The organism is Nostoc sp. CALU 1950 (assembly GCF_051172895.1).
GTDB classification, from domain to species: Bacteria; Cyanobacteriota; Cyanobacteriia; order Cyanobacteriales; family Nostocaceae; genus Nostoc; species Nostoc edaphicum_A.
Genome location: NZ_JBDNJQ010000014.1, coordinates 66,091 through 82,528, shown reverse-complemented (window position 1 = coordinate 82,528; position 16,438 = coordinate 66,091). Strand labels below are relative to the sequence as shown.

Here is a 16,438-nt window from a genome sequence, read left to right as displayed (position 1 = left end):
AACCTTTTCCCAAACCCTATTCCGAGTTAAAAATGCACAAAGCGAGCAGTATTGAAATCTACTCTTCCTGTTTTCCTAGATATACTTCAATAACACGAGAGTCATTTTGAACTTCCTCAAAATTCCCTTCGCACAGCACCGAACCTTCATGTAAAACTGTTACTTTCTTGGCAATTTGCCGCACAAATTCCATATCATGTTCAATTACTAAAATTGAATGACTTTGTGCTAATGCTAAAAGTAGTTCGCCGATGTTATAGGTTTCTTCATCTGTTAAACCCGCAACTGGTTCATCAACGAGTAATAAGTCTGGTGACTGTGCCACTAACATCCCAATTTCTAAACGTTGTTTTTCCCCGTGGGAAAGTAAAGCTGCTCTAATATCAGCTTTAGGAGTTAAACCAATGGTTTCTAATAATCCTTTAATATTATTCTTTTCAACAGCATTAGAACGTTCAAACAAAGTAGAAAAGACATTTTTCTTCTTGTTAATGGTAATTTCTAGATTTTCACGGGGCGTTAAGTTCAGGTAAATTCGAGGTGTTTGAAACTTACGCCCAATTCCCAATCGCGCAATTCGATATTCAGGTAAAGAACGTAGGTTTCTTCCTTTGAATAAAACTCGCCCAACGGTTGGTTGCACTTTCCCTGTAATCACATCCAGAAACGTTGTCTTTCCCGCTCCATTGGGGCCAATTACTACCCGTAATTCACCCACATCCATGCTAAAGTTAAGCTGATTTAGCGCCCTAAATCCGTCAAAATTAACAGTTACGTTTTCAGTTTCCAATATTTTCGCGTTCATGTTGCACTTCGGGGTCTTCTTCCAAGGTGGGATATGTAACAATTTGTTGACGGCGGTGGAAAAGAGAAATATTCTGACTACGCAACCATCCCACGATACCGTCAGGAAGGACTGTAACGACTATCAAAAATAGTGCGCCTTGGAAAAATAGCCAGATTTCGGCAAATTGTTCGCTTAAAAAAGTGCGGGCATAATTTACTAACAAAGTTCCGACAATCGCCCCAATCAAAGTAGCGCGTCCGCCTACAGCTACCCAAATCACCATTTCAATCGAAAAGGCAATATCCATTGCTCTGGGTGAGACAGAACCACTCTGAATGGTGTAAAATGCTCCTGCTATGCCTGCGATCGCACCGGAAACTGCAAACACCAACACCTTAAAATCTGTAGGGTCGTAGCCAGAAAATCTTACCCGACTTTCATCATCACGAATCGCTATCAACAACCTCCCAAAGCGTCCGCTTGTCAACCAGCGACAAACGCCGTAGGTTGCTGCGAGAAACACTACCGTCAGCGTGTAGAAAATCAATTGCGTCTTGGCATCGCTGACCGTTGCCCCAAAGAAAGTTGTAAAATCTATCAGTCCGTTCGTACCGTTGAAAAATTGTTGTTGACCGTTAAAGAAGTTGAAAAATACAATAGTTCCAGCTTGGGTCAAGATAGAAAAATAAACTCCCTTGAGGCGATTCCGAAATACTAAATATCCTAATATTCCCGCCAATAAGCCTGGAATTAGTACCACAGCAGCTATTGTCAAAGGAAACGAATAAAAAGGTTGCCAAAAGGCGGGAAGTTCCGTAACCCCATAAAGTCCCATGAAATCAGGCAATTCTCCAGTCGGGACTTGGAGTTTTAGGTACATTGCGATCGCATATCCACCCAAACCAAAGAAAATACCATGTCCCAAACTTAGTAAACCAGTATAACCCCAAATCAAATCGATACCCAAAGCCACGATCGCCAGCGACAAAAATCGCCCCAACAAATTCAGGCGAAACTCCGAAAGCAGCAGTGGCATGATAATTATAAGGAAGAGTGCGATCGCAATCACCACCCCCACCTCAATTAAAATTAACCTTCCCCCCTTCTTTATCATTCTCTGTATCCTCTGCATCTCTGCGGTTTAAACATCAACAGTACGTCCCTTCTGCGGAAAAATCCCCCCAGGCTTCCACTGTAAAAACACAATAATCAGCGCAAATACCATTACCTTCGCCATACTCGTCGTGGCAAAAAAAGTAAAGAAATCAGCCAAAGGTTTAACAGGAGTCAACAACAAAGCCAGAGTCCCAGAACCAATTAAAAAATTAGCCGTACCAATACCTAAAGCAGCCAAAATAGTCCCAGCTAAATTGCCCACACCTCCAACGACAACAACCATAAAAGTATCAATAATATAGTTTTGTCCCGTATTTGGTCCTACAGAACCAAGCAAACTAATCGCACATCCCGCCACACCAGCTAAACCAGAACCCAGTGCAAAAGTAATCGCATCAACCTTTTGAGTTGGGATACCCAAACAAGCACTCATACTCCGGTTTTGCGTCACAGCCCGAATTCTTAAACCCCAGCTAGAACGTTGTAAAAATAAGTAAATTCCTGATACACAGATTATTGTTAAAGCAATAATAAATAATCTGGCAAAGGGTAATTGTACACCACCTAAAGACATCCCTGATTGTAACCAAGTAGGCGCAGTTACATCCACATTTTGAGCGCCAAACCAAGGTTGAGTTACTGCTAACTGATAAGTTTGACTCAATAAATTTGCTGTTGTGATTGTCACCCCCAGCGATAATAAAAATATCACCGCCACAATCCAGTTACGAACTCTTCCCAAATCTGTGCGGGAATTTAAAATCCATAAACCTCCAAAAAACAACAGAGAAAATAAGCCTATGCCAATTATCAATACCCAATTGACACTGCGGACAAACTGCTGAAAAATCAAACTTACTCCCCAAGTTGCCAATAGAGTTTCTAACGGGCGTCCATAGAGATAACGAATCACGCCTTTTTCTAGAATTAATCCCACAGCAGCCGTGAAAATAAAAGCAACAATCAAAGCCAAAAATATATAAACTTCAAACCACACTCCGCCCAATTGCTTACATACATTTTGTACAACATAAGTTGTATAAGCACCGAACATCATCAATTCACCATGCGCCATATTAATGACGCCCATCAATCCAAATATAATAGCTAGTCCCAACGCGGCAATCAATAATACAGCGCCAATACTAATGCCATTAAATACAGCTTCTAAAAATCCTGCTAACACTTATTTCTCCATAACAGCTATCAGCTTTTTTAGTCATTAGTCCTTTGTCCTTTGTCCTTTGTCCTTTGTTGCTTGTAACTATTAACCAATGACTAATGACTAATGACTAATGACTAATGACTAATGACTAATGAATTAAACTTTCTTGAACTTACCACCCTTCGCAGGGTCAGTCCAATCACAAGCAAATCCTTTAGTCTCTTTTACAAATTGATTCCAAGGAACTGGCTCAACTGGTGTTGGAGTAGCATAGACAATATTAAACAATCCATCTTGTCTAACTTGACCAATCCGCACAATTTTAGATATGTGATGATTGGCATCCATTGTCACTTTACCTTCAGGCGCATCTAAAGTTTGACCATAAGCCGCCGCCCGCACTTTCTCTAAATCAGTAGTCCCAGCTTTTTGTACTGCTTGCTTCCACAAATAAACTGCAATGTATGCTGCTTCCATTGGGTCATTTGTCACCCGGTTTTCACCGTATTCTTTCTTGAAAGCTGCCACAAACTTCTTATTAGCAGGTGTATCTACTGTTTGAAAATAATTCCAAGCTGCATAGTGACCTAGGAGATACTCTACACCAATTGCTTTAACTTCTTCTTCAGCAATACTTACAGACATGGAGGGATATTTATCTGGTGTCAATCCAGCCCCTTTCAATTGTTTGAAGAAAGCAACGTTGCTATCACCATTCAAAGTGTTATAAATCACGCCGCCATTGGGCAAATTTTGTTTGATTTTAGTGATAATTGGTGTAACTTCTGTGTTACCAAGAGGTAAATAATCTTCACCAACGGTTTTTCCGCCTAAAGCTTCTAATTGAGCTTTAATGATGGTATTAGCTGTACGGGGAAAAACGTAGTCAGAGCCAACTAAGAAGAATTCTTTCCCTTTATTTTTTAACAGCCAATCAACAGATGGTTCAATTTGTTGATTTGGCGCAGCGCCAGTGTAGAAAATGTTTTTAGAACACTCTTGACCTTCATATTGCACAGGATACCAGAGCATGTGATTTTTGCTCTCGAATACTGGCTTGACGTTCTTGCGGCTAGCAGAAGTCCAACAACCAAAAACTACACTTACTTTATCTTGATCGATTAGCTTAGTTGCCTTTTCTCTAAAAGTATCCCAGTTAGAAGCACCATCTTCAGTAATTGCTTCAATTTGTTTACCTAAGACACCACCAGCAGCGTTAATTTCTTTGATTGCTAATTTTTCAGCATCGACAACGCTTTTTTCACTAATAGACATGGTACCACTCAAAGAGTGCAAAATACCTACTTTGATGGTGTCACCCGCAGTAGCCGCCGCTGGTGAAGCAGCAGGAGGCGCGGCTGGACTCTCTGTTGCAGTTGGAGAATTATTCGCGCAAGCTTTCAAAAAAAAGCTGCTTCCAAAAGTTGCAGAACCGTAGATTAAAAACTTGCGTCGGTTAAATTGTCTTCTCATATCTTTTATGAATTTTCCTCTTGATGAATCAGCCAACTCATAGAAAGCTGACAATATCAATCTTTAAAGTGTGATATTAGTGCGATAGTTTACTAGTAAAAAGTGACGAGCGATACAAAAAAGTTTGTTTTTGTAATAAAAAACAAACTTTTTAAGATTAAGCTTTGTTAATTTTCTAAAGATTCCCATATCTATGCAATGCGTTATGGAGGAACAAAACCTTTCTTCTCCACGAATGTCTGAGATTCTAGACAGTTAAAAACTGCTAAGTATCTAGGCATAAATAAATTTAAAGTTTGTAGTAAGGACTTTAGTCCTGATAATCCCTGCTCTGAGCGATAAATCGCTCACTACAAACTAGGAGTTTATTTTATATTTAATACTGATTACGCGAACATGATATTATACCAGCTTTTTATAACTCCAAAGTTTGACTGTACCTCATGTATCAGCATCAATAATATTTATGTCTTTAACTGCGAGGCTTTTAGATTAGCATTTTTGTAATAATTTCATCTTCCTGTCCAGTTGCAAAATTAGCAAAGCGTTCTGCCAAAGGTGGTATAAGTACTAGGGGATTGCTAAACCCAGAAAAAACATGAACGCCTTCAAATCCTGGGATAGCACCAATTAAGGGTAGTTGATTGCTACTAAATGCCACTAGGCAATGATACCAAGTCCCTGGTAAATTCTCCAATGTTGGTAAAATTTGACCAACACTTCTTCGCAACCATTTTTCGCTTACCTCTGAGTTTACCTTGGCATGAGGATCTGCGATCGCACGGCTAATTTGACCAATGCGGATACTACCATCTTGGAACTGAATTGCACCCGCATCTAAAATTGGCGGTACTAAATCATTACCAAGTTCATCCCACGATTCATCAACTTGAGTAGATTCAGCTTCTAGTTGAAACCGTTGCAGATTAGCCGGCATAACTAAGGTGCGTAACCTGATATCAACAGGTGGGGTTTCAATGATTTCTGCATGGGTAAAATACAGCTTGATGGAAACACCAGCAGATTTTAGAAGCTGGCGGCTAAGTCCACCCGCACAAATGACAACATTCGCGCTGTGGAAAGTTGCAGTGGTGGTTTTGACACCATCTTGCAATACTTGCAAAACTTGGGTAATCTGCATTTCACCCCCAGCCCGCAAAAAGGCTTGGATGTAAGCTTGCGCTGTTTTTTCTGGGTGAATATGACCATGTTTGACAGTTAAAGCACCAGATATCGCCTCTCGATTTAGCTGCGGTTCCAACTCACAAGCTTCTTGGACACTGAGTAAACGAGGTGGAATGGCAAAATGATTATATGATACAGCAGTTGCGTCTGGGTCATTAGCGGCTGAAATCGTCAGTAATAAATCTAATTCCCGAAATTGGATATCAGCGTCTAACTCTTGAGATAGGATATGGTAACGTGCGATCGCTTCTTCGCACAATAGCCGAGTTAGTGGCGTATTACCAGACCAATAGGCAAGCCCACCATAACTATAGCGAGTTGCATTCTCTGGTGTGCTGTATTGCTCCAACAAAAGTACAGCAAAACCTGTTTTTACTAATTCGTAAGCGAGTGCAGCACCCGTAATTCCACCACCAACCACAATCCAGTCGTATATTTTCATATTAAATATCTTTCTTAACTACGAATTACGTTAGCGTAGCGGTAGCGAGTCCGCGAGCGTCATTACGAATTACGAATTACCATAACTTGCTTGTAAACGACTTAAAAGATATTCTCCCGCAAGGATAGGGGGATAAATAGGCGATTGTTCTTTCTGACAACTTTCCAGACAAGTAATTTCGGTATCATCATTAGGATGACAGAAAAAAGCGATAGAATAGCGGGACTGCTTCACCCTATCATCACTAGGAATCATCACTCGATGCTTGGTTGAGCAAAACACATGATTTGTCCAGCGTTGCATTAAATCGCCAGTATTGATTACTACAGTATCAGGAATTGCAGGTGCGGCAATCCAATCTCCAGATGTTGTTTGTACTTCCAACCCGCCAATGTCATCTTGGAAAAGTAAAGTAATACTGCCATAATCAGAATGTTCACCAGCACGTACTTGTCCGGGTTTGGATGGTGTTTGCAATGGGGGATAGTGTAATAGTCGCAAGGTATGATTTTGTTGATTATGTCTTGTTGTAAAATAATTTTCTGGCAATTCCAACGCCAATGCATAAGCTTGTAATATCGTGTTAGCTAGTTCTGTGCAACTATCATAAAAAGTGACAATAGAAGTATCTATCCCTACAGCCGCTTGTTTGTTGACATTCAACGCCTCTTTTAAGTCGCCTGGATTATTGGGGTTAAGACGTTCTCTCTCAATCCCAACGTAACCCATGTTACTAAATTCATCACTCCAAGCTTGCTTTTGCTTAACTTCTAAAGGTAAATTGAAGAAAGATTTGCTGTGAGTGAATACTTGATTTATGAGGTTTTTTGATATACCCGAATTTTGCAAGTACATGAAACCAATTTCATGACAAGCTTGATAAATTTGTTTCACAACAGCTTGCCGAGTTGCTGCATTGCCATTGCTGAAGGCAGTTAAATCAATTATTGGAATGATGACCATTGATTATTGAATATATTCTGTTAATAGTTAACAATTTAGTAGGGATTTGGAAAAAACAGGGATTCCGTTAGAATATCGAGAAACTGGATTTTTATGGAATTGATTTTAAAATCATGAATATTCGTTGTGAAACTTTGACAGACTACCTAGCAATAGCTGAGGTGAATACATTAGCCTTTGGACAAGAAAACGAAGCTAAACTTGTAGAAAAAATTCGCCATTCTGACCGCTATATTTCAGAACTTTCATTAGTTGCAGAGGTTGAAAATGTTGTAGTCGGTCATATTTTATTTAGCTATATTGACTTAGTGGATGAACAGACATTACAGGTACTTGGTTTAGCACCTTTGGCAGTTCGCCCACTGTTTCAAAGAAAAGGAATTGGTAGTGCATTAATCAAAGCCGGGTTAGAGATAGCAGAGACAAAGAAAGAAGCTGTAGTAATTGTACTAGGTCATCCCCAATTTTATACTCGTTTTGGCTTTAAAACTTCTGTTGTTTATGGAATCGAGTCTCCCTTTCCAATACCAGAGGAATTCTTCATGGTTAAACCACTGCAAAGTTATCAGGAAAGTTATAAAGGAAAGGTTGTTTATCCATCTACTTTTGATGGAGTCTAAGTCACGCACAGATTCAGAGATGAGAGGTTCTTTTAAAAGTCGTTTACTGTGGGTAAAGACGCGATGAATCGCGTCTCTACAAATGGTCTATTTGTCGCATTCTTTTTTCAGATTGGTATTAGATGAGATGACAACAAATCATCGATTATTCATTAATAATCACTGATGCTGAACTATACCTTTTGCTTCTAAGGCAGCCGCAACCCTTAAAATCAACGCTTCATTATATGGTGATGCTATCAATTGTACACCTAAAGGTAATGCATTTTGGCGATGAATTGGCACTGATAAAACGGGTAAACCAATGAAAGATAATGGTTGAGTAAATAACCCTAAATGAGGACGGACAAGAATTTCTTCGCCATCCAAAATCATCGTTTGTTGACCAATTAACGGTGCGGAAATTGGTGTAGTTGGGGCAAGAATTACATCAACATTTTGAAATACTTCCCGAAGGCGATCGCGATACCATTTTCTAAACCGTTGTGCTTGCAGATACCAGCTACTTGGAATTAACGCCCCAGCCAAAAAGCGATCGCGTGTAGCCGCATCAAAATCTTGAGGACGACATCGCAATTTATCCAAATGCAGATTTGCGCCCTCGCTAGCTGTAATCACAAAGGCTGCTGCACGGGCGCGGTGTGCTTCTGGTATGATTACGTACCCAGTGACTTCTATTGCATCAGCTACCTTTTGGACTGCTGCTAAAGCTTCCGGTTCTGCACCTTTGGTGAAATAATCACCAGCGATCGCAATTCTGATATCAGAAATATCTTGTTTGAGTTGTGGTAAAACCAATTCAGGCGGACGCTTTGTACAAATTGGATCGCGATCGTCTTCTCCCTGAAGCACATCAAACACCGTCGCGATATCCTGCACCGATCGCGCAAAAGGGCCAATGTGGTCAAAACTGCTAGAAAATAAAGCTACCCCAGCACGAGATAATCTCCCGTAAGTCGGCTTGAAACCAAAAACGCCGCACAACGCCGCCGGAACGCGAATAGAACCATTAGTATCAGAACCCAATGTCAGCGGTACTAATCCAGCAGCAACAGCCGCAGCCGAACCACCTGATGAACCACCAGCAACTCGCTGTAAATCATGGGGGTTATGAGTCGCGCCATAATGAGAATTTTCCGTTACGAAGCCATAAGCGTACTCATCCATATTCAAAGCGCCAACCAGCAAAGCACCCGCTTGTTTCAGCTTGGCTACTGCGGTTGCGTCTTGGGTAGCTGGTGGGTTTTCTGCATTGATTTTCGATCCCGCCAGAGTCGTTAAACCAGCGATATCGAAGAGATTTTTCACCGCAAAAGGCACACCAGCAAGCATTCCAGGATTATTCCCTTGGGCAATTTCCCTGTCAATGCGGGCTGCATCTGTTAAAGCTGTTTCAGCAGTGACAGCCGTAAAACAATTGAGTTGATCATCCCGCGTTGCTATTCGTGCTAATGCAGTTTTAGTAACTTCCACTGCGCTAACTTTACCTTCGCGGACAGCAGTTGATATTGTGATGGCATCGGCTGAATTAAAATTCATGCTGAAATATTAAGAGATAGCGCGTTTAGCTTTTTGAGTAATAGCAGTCCGCATAGTTTTTGTTAGTTGTAGCAAAGTAGCACTAAAACCTAAATCTAGAATACAAGATAATAAAAACCAAAAGGGCATAAATTTGTTTTCAGGATTTTTAAGACTTTCTGTAAGAGCCATACGAGTCACAAGGTTTGACCCGATCATAAAACCATATAGCGGCCCTATTAACAATCGCACTTGTTCACTTAAACGTGTTAAATCATCACCTTCCTCTTTAAATCGGTCGGCAAAAGTGGACAACGTGTTAGCTATTCCCCAAATGCTATATATGGGAATTAGAAATCGCGCGATCGCACCTCCTGGCGTAATCGGATATTCCTTAAATAGATTCTTTAAATCGGCATGGAGACGATATAGCCAAACCAAAAAAACAATGATTGAAATTAAGCTGATAAATAACGAAATGATTGATACAAGTGCATCAAGAGAAGCAAGTAGCTGGTAAAGTGGTTTTGCTATGACTTCCAACAAAGATAATAGCGTAGAAGCAATGCCAAATCCTAACAGCATCCAAAGCAACCGCACCAACAATCTACTGACACCCGCAGACTTCAATGAACTAGAAGCATTGAAATTATTCATCTGATTTTCCAAGATATAGTCGGCTAATATCTTAGTATCGTTAGTTATACTGCAAGCTCAGTAATTTTACTAAAACATCAACATAGCTATTGTTGAAGTCATTATGGTTCAAACACTGGTGCAACTTCAATTTCCTCTGGTAAAGGGAAAGAATTTACAAGACTAGCGATCGCACTAATTCTCTCAAAATTTGCCACCACACCATCACGATACTCATCTCTGATCTCTAAATTCAACAAAAACCCCATCTGATCAACATATTCACCCACATCAAATTCTTCTCTTCTCATCTTTCTTCCTTTGCGGTAGCCTACGGCAAGTCGAAGCGTCTACGTTATTCTAAACTTATAACTTCCTGACTTTTTACGGCATCTGGAAAACCTCTCTCTAAATCTCTCTCCTTTTAGGAGAGACTTTGAATTTTCCCCCTTCCCGCGTCGGGAAGGGGGTTAGGGGGTTAGGTTTTTGGTGGATTTTTCCTAACCTAAATTATGTTATTAAACGTAAATAGGCTTAAAATCTTTACCAATGACGAATGACAGGGGACAAATGACAGCCCCAGCCAGTTAGCTTTAATTGCGCCGACTTACTTAAGTTCTTACGCCAACTCAAATAAACAATGCGATTAATTTTATACAGTAAACCCGGCTGTCATTTATGTGAAGGCTTGCAAGAAAAGCTAGAACAAATCCAAAATCCCAGTTTCGAGTTGGAAATTAGGGATATTACGACTCGTGAAGATTGGTTTGCTGCGTATGAGTATGAAGTGCCGATACTTTATTTATCAAACCACAGAGGCGAGGAGGAAGAAGAGGAGAGTGAGAAACCATTGCCGCGTCCTTCACCTCGTGCTAGTGTGCAGCAGTTGGAGCAAATGTTGCGAAAGTATTTAGCCAATTAGAAAAAAATAATGCAGAATAAGCGCAAGATTAAGAATGTGACGAGGTTCACAAAATGAAATTGCGGGAATTACTAACAGCGGTAGACAGTGTTGAACAATTACCTAGCCATCCGACTTTGGAGGATGTGGAAGTTAGGGGTTTGAAGACAAATTCCCATGCTTGTCGTGTGGGAGATTTGTTTATTGGGATGCCAGGAACGCGGGTTGATGGTGGGGAATTTTGGCAAAGTGCGATCGCATCCGGGGCTGTAGCTGCGATCGTTTCTCCTGAAGCTGCACAAAAAAATCCTCCCACAAATCAGGCTGTGGTCATCAGTGCAAGCAACATCACTCAAGCTTGTGCCCAAATAGCCAGTGCTTTTTACGGTTATCCGGGGCGAAAACTCAAGCTGGTGGGTGTGACTGGTACAAATGGCAAAACTACAACTACTCATCTAATTGAATTTCTCCTCAACAAAGCTAATCTAGCTACAGCTTTGATGGGAACTCTCTACACTCGTTGGGCAGGTTTTGAGCAAACTGCTGCCCACACTACCCCCTTTGCTGTGGAACTGCAACAGCAGCTAGCTGAGGCGGTAAATGCTGGTAGTGAGTTCGGCGTGATGGAAGTAAGTTCTCACGCTTTGGCCCAAGGTAGAGTGTTGGGTTGTGAATTTGAGGTAGCGGTATTCAGTAATCTTACCCAAGACCATCTCGACTATCACAGCGACATGGAAGATTACTTTGCTGCCAAAGCGTTGTTATTTAGCCCTAATTATCTCAAGGGACGGGCAATAATTAATGCTGATGATTCCTACGGGAAGCGGTTAATTGCCTCCTTAGATTCCCAACGAGTTTGGAGTTACAGCGTCAACGACAACAGCGCTGATTTATGGATGAGTGATTTAAATTACCAGCCGAATGGTGTCAGTGGGACATTACATACACCAAAAGGTGACGTAGCTTTTCGATCGCCCCTAGTCGGACAATATAATTTAGAAAATCTTCTTGCAGCCGTAGGAGCAGTTTTACATTTAGGGCTAGATTTGCAATTAGTGGCATCTGTGATACCTGAGTTTCCAGGAGTTCCCGGACGCATGGAGCGGGTACAGATTAATCCTGACCAAGATATTAGCGTGATTGTGGATTATGCCCACACACCCGATAGTTTAGAAAATTTACTGAAAGCTGCACGTCCATTTATACCGGGTAAAGTGATTTGTGTATTTGGTTGTGGAGGCGATCGCGATCGCACTAAGCGCCCAAAAATGGGTAAAATCGCTGCTGAGTTAGCTGATGTGGCAGTAGTGACATCAGATAATCCCCGGACTGAAGATCCAGAAAAGATTTTGCAAGATATTTTGACGGGAATCGCTGACACAGTGCAGCCAACTGTAATTTGCGATCGTGCTACTGCTATTCGTACCGCTATTTTACAAGCACAACCCGGTGATGGAGTGTTACTTGCTGGTAAGGGTCACGAAGACTACCAAATTCTCGGCACCGAAAAAATCCATTTTGACGACCGAGAACACGCACGCAACGCCTTACACGAAAGACTGAAGACACAACATTAATTTGGGCATTGGGAATTGGGCATTGGGCATTGGGCATTGAAAAAAGGCAGAGGAGAAAACTCTTCCCCATTCCCCATTCCCCATTCCCCATTCCCCATTCCCCACTCCCCTCTAGTTGGAGTTTTTCATAGTTAATATTTCTTTCCGTGGGGATTTTGTAAAAAATGCACACATAAAGGTGAAAATCGAAGACAGAATTATTTCTTGCTTCATCCTTTTTGTGCTTGACTCATGAATGTTTCTCTGGCTAAGGATCTGTCTGTTTATCAACTGGTTATGGGAGTGCAAGTGCCTCCTAAACCATTGTCCCTCAGTCCTGCGACTCTGCTATCACTGGTGAGAGCACAAATTGACTTACTAATTGAGCAGCAAATTGCAGCCACTTTATGGGTAAAGCTACCACCAGAAAAAATTTGGCAATCAGAATTAGCGCGTTATCAATCCTCGGTAGGTGCGTCTAGTCTCATTTATACTTGCCAGATTGACGAAAATGGAAAAGGGGGAGATGAGGGAGCAGGGAGCAGGGAGCAGGGAGCAGGGGGAGATAAGGGAGAAGGAAAATTAAATACCTCCTCATCTCCCTCATTTTCCTCATCTTCCCATCATGTCCTCGTTCACCTACCACCAGATAGCCAACTGCGACGGGAAAACTTTCTGATGGTGTTATCGCCCCAGTTTTGCAGTTTAATTTTGGCTCATCGACCACTTAAAAAACGTAAAACTCAGACATCGGGGAAGGTAAATACTAATAAAAACCAGCCGTTGCTGATTATAACTACTGTTGAGGGGAGAGTAATTCAGCAAGTATTAGATGGTATCCAACAAGCGATGTCTAACGACAAGCCGCTAGGCGTCTACGCGCCAGAATCATCCCCAATTTTACCTGCTAATTTTATTTGTCCAGCTGTGCCCCAAGCCGGATTGATGAATCAATTATTGGCAAAACAACTCTTGCGACAAGATGAAATTAATCGTCAAATAATCACAGTACGCACCACCAAGTTTCAGCAGCAAAATCAAGAACTGCACAACAAAGAGCAACTCAAAGATGAATATCTAAAAAATGTATGTCAGGAATTGCGTATACCCCTAACGCACATGAAGACAGCACTTTCATTATTAAATTCCCCTAATCTTAAACCCCCCCAGCGACAACGTTATTTACAGATGTTAAATACCCAGTGCGATCATCAAAATTCCCTGATTACTGGCTTATTGGAACTGGTGCAACTGGAACGTAATTGGGAAGGAATGGCTTTGGAGTCAGTGCGGCTCTCAGATATTGTGCCTGGAGTGGTCAGTACTTACCAACCTGTAGCTCAAGAAAAAGGGATTATGCTAGCCTACACCATACCGACTGACCTCCCATCTGTTTGGTGCGTGAGTGGTGGTCTGAGGCAAATTGTGATTAATCTGCTGCACAACAGCATTAAGTTTACCTCTAATGGGGGTGAAGTATGGGTGCGTGCCCGTCTTCAAGGTGATCATGTCCAATTAGAATTCCGCGACACAGGTATCGGTATTGCCGAAAACGAAATTCCCAAAATCTTTGACCGTTTTTATCGTGTGCGTACAGCAGCAACAGAAGATTATGGTGGTGCTGGGTTGGGGTTAACAATCGTACAGCAATTGCTGCTACGCTGTGGTGGATCTATTTCTGTAAAAAGTAAATTATATGAAGGTTCTACTTTTACAGTGCAACTGGCAACTGTTGGCAATATTCCAAGAGCGATCGCTACAGAAAATGAGTTATAAACTATGAGTTATAAGTTATGAGTGATGAGTTATAAATTTATAATTCATAACTTATAACTCCTATTTATAAGGCGCTCAACTTGGACGGATACATCAGGAAAGGCTAGGGGTGAAATAGTACCTGTAGTTAGTGTCAGTTCAGTTTTGTATTCCATGATTAAGTTTTACAGTGCGTAAGTCCTAAAAAAATAAAATGTTTTCACCTTAAAACTCTATCCCTTTATGGGTAGAGTCTTCTAAATTCTGTATTCTGTATTCTGACTCCTGTTTTATTTCCCAATACAAAACCTGCTGAAAATTCTCTCTAAAACTGATTCAGTGACTTCTTCTCCAGTAATTTCTCCTAAAGCTTGAATTGCCCCCCTTAAGTCAATTGTCCAAAAATCGAGAGGGAACTGCTGGGCAATCGTTGCTTGTACTTGTTCCAAAGACATTTTAGCTTGAGTTAAGGCTGCTGCCTGCCTTTGGTTAATGGCTAAATCCATATCAGCAGCTTGCACTTTTCCTGTTTGAACTATTTCTAAAATTGCTGTTTCTAAATTATCAATACCTTGATTTTGGGCGGCGGCTGTGAAAATTTTAGATTTTGAGTCGCTACCTTGATGCGCTTTCAGCGCAACTGGAATTTTAGATTGAAGAGTTGTTCTCTCACTTTCTTCGACTAAATCGATTTTGTTAATCACTATAATCAACGGACGGTGTTGTACCTTTTCATAAATTTCTTGATCGCCTTCTGTCCAACCGGCTGAAGCATCAATGGTAAGCAAGACTAAATCAGCTGCATTGGCGGCACGACGCGATCGCTCGACGCCAATTTTTTCCACTTGGTCTGTTGTTTCCCGAATCCCCGCAGTATCTAGCACTTGTATAGGAATTCCCCCGACAACTAACTGGGATTCCACCACATCGCGGGTTGTACCGGGTAAATCAGTCACAATGGCGCGATCGCTCCGGCTCCAAGCGTTCAATAAACTCGACTTACCCACATTCGGACGCCCAACAATTGCCACTTTTAAACCAGTGCGTAGCAATTCACCTTGATCTTTAGTTTCCAATAACTTAGTTATTTCTGCGGCAATTTTATCGATTTCTGATATTATTGCTTTATCATCCAGCGGAGGAAGGTCTTCCTCAAAATCAATCCGAGCTTCAATTTCTGCCAAGATATCCAAACAGTTAGCGCGTAACTGCCGAATCGGATGAGCTAATTTTCCTTGTAAACCAGCTAAGGCACTTTGAGCCGCTTGGGGCGATTTAGCTCCCACTAAATCGGCAATACCTTCGGCTTGAGTTAAATCCAATCGTCCATTCAAAAAGGCGCGGAGAGTAAATTCTCCCGGTTGCGCTAGTCTAGCCCCATTTTCCAAACACAGTTGTAATACCTGTTGCACTGCCATAATTCCCCCGTGGCAATGGAATTCTACTACATCTTCACGGGTGTAAGAACGGGGTGCTTTCATAATCAACAACAAGGCTTCATCCACCAATTGTTGCGTTTGGGGATGGCGAATGTAACCGTAGAGAATCCGGTGACTTTCCCAAACTTGTCGCCCTGGTGCATGAAACAGACTTTGGGCGATTGCTATTGCTTGAGAACCAGACACCCGCACAATCCCAACACTACCCTGTTGGGGGACAACAGCAGTAGCGATCGCGGCTATAGTTCCAGTAGTAGCAAAGATTTCCGACATGAGCGCCCTTTATAAAAGTGAGGAGTTAGGAGTTAAGAGTTAGGAGTAAAAATCATAACTCATAACTCATAACTCATAACTTTCTCTAAATGGTAAGTATTTAGGTAGGGTCGAGGGGTAACTGGCAAGGTAAAATTTATCTGGAGGGTTATGCCTGATAGTAAAGAGTTAAGAGTGAAGAGTTAGGGGTGAAAATCATAACTCACAACTCATACCTCATAACTTTTAGAGAGAGGGATTTACTGTGGAGCAAAAGATTGACTGCGCCCAAGCCTGCGTTAACGGGTGTGTTTTAGGGGATAAATGTCCCAATATCGAGTTTAGAGAAGCAGCCGCAAAATTTATTGAAGAAACTCCTTTAGACAAAATGCTGGAGTTAGCACAAGAACGTCTGCGACAAAAAATGACGGAACCGCCAAAATGGGTTTTTCCTGAAGATCCATAGTATTTGGGGCAACAGGCACAAGCAAGACAGCGTGGAAGTTAAATAGTATCTGGATCTATATTTTATTCTCGCAGTTTTGCTGCCAAGCGATCGCAGTGTCCTTTCTCCTGTTGTGCCACTTCTTCCGGTGTTGGAAGCAGTTCTCCTTCAGGAGTGGTTAAGTA

Annotated in this window: 15 protein-coding genes and 2 pseudogenes; 5 read left to right on the top strand and 12 right to left on the bottom strand. The window is 41.5% G+C overall.

Features of this window, described 5'->3' with window-relative positions; all coding sequences use genetic code 11:
- Nucleotides 1-58: 58 nt before the first annotated feature.
- From urtD to ABF638_RS06810, 6 genes are all read right to left on the bottom strand, one after another.
- Nucleotides 59-805 (bottom strand): urea ABC transporter ATP-binding protein UrtD, encoded by a 747-nt coding sequence (gene urtD, locus ABF638_RS06835; protein ID WP_435021365.1) that lies wholly within the window; start codon nt 803-805, stop codon nt 59-61.
- Nucleotides 780-1,901 (bottom strand): urea ABC transporter permease subunit UrtC, encoded by a 1,122-nt coding sequence (gene urtC, locus ABF638_RS06830; RefSeq protein WP_435021363.1) that lies wholly within the window; start codon nt 1,899-1,901, stop codon nt 780-782. The genes urtD and urtC overlap by 26 nt, the downstream gene beginning before the upstream one ends.
- Before the next feature lie 27 nt (nt 1,902-1,928).
- The gene (locus ABF638_RS06825; RefSeq protein ID WP_435021361.1) at nt 1,929-3,089 is read right to left on the bottom strand and encodes an ABC transporter permease subunit; all 1,161 of its coding nucleotides are present in this window, start codon (nt 3,087-3,089) and stop codon (nt 1,929-1,931) included.
- A gap of 135 nt (nt 3,090-3,224) precedes the next feature.
- Nucleotides 3,225-4,541 (bottom strand): urea ABC transporter substrate-binding protein, encoded by a 1,317-nt coding sequence (urtA, locus tag ABF638_RS06820; protein ID WP_435021359.1) that lies wholly within the window; start codon nt 4,539-4,541, stop codon nt 3,225-3,227.
- Between the two features lie 487 nt (nt 4,542-5,028).
- On the bottom strand, nt 5,029-6,168 hold the full coding sequence (locus ABF638_RS06815; protein ID WP_435021357.1) for an NAD(P)/FAD-dependent oxidoreductase: 1,140 nt from the start codon (nt 6,166-6,168) through the stop codon (nt 5,029-5,031).
- A gap of 69 nt (nt 6,169-6,237) precedes the next feature.
- A complete protein-coding gene (locus ABF638_RS06810; protein ID WP_435021355.1) occupies nt 6,238-7,131 on the bottom strand; it encodes an isopenicillin N synthase family dioxygenase in 894 nt (297 codons plus the stop codon).
- A gap of 113 nt (nt 7,132-7,244) precedes the next feature.
- Here ABF638_RS06810 and ABF638_RS06805 point away from each other — a divergent pair, with 113 nt between their 5' ends.
- Nucleotides 7,245-7,751 (top strand): GNAT family N-acetyltransferase, encoded by a 507-nt coding sequence (locus tag ABF638_RS06805; protein WP_435021353.1) that lies wholly within the window; start codon nt 7,245-7,247, stop codon nt 7,749-7,751.
- 159 nt (nt 7,752-7,910) lie between these two features.
- On the opposite strand, the gene ABF638_RS06800 is transcribed toward ABF638_RS06805, so the two are convergent.
- The 3 genes from ABF638_RS06800 to ABF638_RS06790 all read right to left on the bottom strand — a co-directional run bounded on the left by ABF638_RS06800 (nt 7,911) and on the right by ABF638_RS06790 (nt 10,216).
- On the bottom strand, nt 7,911-9,290 hold the full coding sequence (locus tag ABF638_RS06800; protein ID WP_435021351.1) for an AtzE family amidohydrolase: 1,380 nt from the start codon (nt 9,288-9,290) through the stop codon (nt 7,911-7,913).
- Nucleotides 9,291-9,299: 9 nt separating this feature from the next.
- Nucleotides 9,300-9,926 (bottom strand): hypothetical protein, encoded by a 627-nt coding sequence (locus ABF638_RS06795; protein WP_435021349.1) that lies wholly within the window; start codon nt 9,924-9,926, stop codon nt 9,300-9,302.
- A gap of 101 nt (nt 9,927-10,027) precedes the next feature.
- Entirely contained in the window at nt 10,028-10,216 is a 189-nt protein-coding gene (locus ABF638_RS06790) for a DUF4089 domain-containing protein (RefSeq protein WP_435021347.1), read from the bottom strand.
- 329 nt (nt 10,217-10,545) lie between these two features.
- Here ABF638_RS06790 and ABF638_RS06785 point away from each other — a divergent pair, with 329 nt between their 5' ends.
- The 3 genes from ABF638_RS06785 (at nt 10,546) to ABF638_RS06775 (ending at nt 14,138) form a co-directional block, all read left to right on the top strand.
- Nucleotides 10,546-10,827, top strand: a complete 282-nt coding sequence (locus tag ABF638_RS06785; RefSeq protein WP_435021345.1) for a glutaredoxin family protein — start codon at nt 10,546-10,548, stop codon at nt 10,825-10,827.
- 53 nt (nt 10,828-10,880) lie between these two features.
- Complete coding sequence (locus ABF638_RS06780; RefSeq protein WP_435021343.1) at nt 10,881-12,383, top strand: UDP-N-acetylmuramoyl-L-alanyl-D-glutamate--2,6-diaminopimelate ligase; 1,503 nt, start codon at nt 10,881-10,883, stop codon at nt 12,381-12,383.
- A 231-nt stretch (nt 12,384-12,614) separates the two neighbouring features.
- The gene (locus ABF638_RS06775) at nt 12,615-14,138 is read left to right on the top strand and encodes a DICT sensory domain-containing protein (protein ID WP_435021341.1); all 1,524 of its coding nucleotides are present in this window, start codon (nt 12,615-12,617) and stop codon (nt 14,136-14,138) included.
- A gap of 44 nt (nt 14,139-14,182) precedes the next feature.
- Here ABF638_RS06775 and ABF638_RS06770 read toward each other — a convergent pair.
- A pseudogene (locus tag ABF638_RS06770) lies at nt 14,183-14,290 on the bottom strand (Uma2 family endonuclease); the annotation flags it as partial.
- A gap of 117 nt (nt 14,291-14,407) precedes the next feature.
- Nucleotides 14,408-15,829 (bottom strand): tRNA uridine-5-carboxymethylaminomethyl(34) synthesis GTPase MnmE, encoded by a 1,422-nt coding sequence (gene mnmE, locus ABF638_RS06765; protein WP_435021339.1) that lies wholly within the window; start codon nt 15,827-15,829, stop codon nt 14,408-14,410.
- A gap of 244 nt (nt 15,830-16,073) precedes the next feature.
- On the opposite strand from mnmE, the gene ABF638_RS06760 reads away from it, so the two are divergent.
- Nucleotides 16,074-16,274, top strand: a complete 201-nt coding sequence (locus ABF638_RS06760; RefSeq protein ID WP_435021337.1) for a hypothetical protein — start codon at nt 16,074-16,076, stop codon at nt 16,272-16,274.
- Between the two features lie 62 nt (nt 16,275-16,336).
- On the opposite strand, the pseudogene ABF638_RS06755 reads toward ABF638_RS06760, so the two are convergent.
- A pseudogene (locus ABF638_RS06755) lies at nt 16,337-16,429 on the bottom strand (Uma2 family endonuclease); the annotation flags it as partial.
- Nucleotides 16,430-16,438: the final 9 nt, after the last annotated feature.

What these genes read in the sequence shown, in the direction of transcription:
- ABF638_RS06785 (WP_435021345.1), top strand. Translation starts at nt 10,546, where the DNA reads ATGCGATTAATTTTATACAGTAAACCCGGCTGTCATTTATGTGAAGGC.
- ABF638_RS06810 (WP_435021355.1), bottom strand. Translation starts at nt 7,131, where the DNA reads ATGGTCATCATTCCAATAATTGATTTAACTGCCTTCAGCAATGGCAAT.
- urtA (WP_435021359.1), bottom strand. Translation starts at nt 4,541, where the DNA reads ATGAGAAGACAATTTAACCGACGCAAGTTTTTAATCTACGGTTCTGCA.
- mnmE (WP_435021339.1), bottom strand. Translation starts at nt 15,829, where the DNA reads ATGTCGGAAATCTTTGCTACTACTGGAACTATAGCCGCGATCGCTACT.
- urtD (WP_435021365.1), bottom strand. Translation starts at nt 805, where the DNA reads ATGAACGCGAAAATATTGGAAACTGAAAACGTAACTGTTAATTTTGAC.
- urtC (WP_435021363.1), bottom strand. Translation starts at nt 1,901, where the DNA reads ATGATAAAGAAGGGGGGAAGGTTAATTTTAATTGAGGTGGGGGTGGTG.
- ABF638_RS06795 (WP_435021349.1), bottom strand. Translation starts at nt 9,926, where the DNA reads ATGAATAATTTCAATGCTTCTAGTTCATTGAAGTCTGCGGGTGTCAGT.
- ABF638_RS06815 (WP_435021357.1), bottom strand. Translation starts at nt 6,168, where the DNA reads ATGAAAATATACGACTGGATTGTGGTTGGTGGTGGAATTACGGGTGCT.
- ABF638_RS06780 (WP_435021343.1), top strand. Translation starts at nt 10,881, where the DNA reads ATGAAATTGCGGGAATTACTAACAGCGGTAGACAGTGTTGAACAATTA.
- ABF638_RS06800 (WP_435021351.1), bottom strand. Translation starts at nt 9,290, where the DNA reads ATGAATTTTAATTCAGCCGATGCCATCACAATATCAACTGCTGTCCGC.
- ABF638_RS06790 (WP_435021347.1), bottom strand. Translation starts at nt 10,216, where the DNA reads ATGAGAAGAGAAGAATTTGATGTGGGTGAATATGTTGATCAGATGGGG.
- ABF638_RS06775 (WP_435021341.1), top strand. Translation starts at nt 12,615, where the DNA reads ATGAATGTTTCTCTGGCTAAGGATCTGTCTGTTTATCAACTGGTTATG.
- ABF638_RS06805 (WP_435021353.1), top strand. Translation starts at nt 7,245, where the DNA reads ATGAATATTCGTTGTGAAACTTTGACAGACTACCTAGCAATAGCTGAG.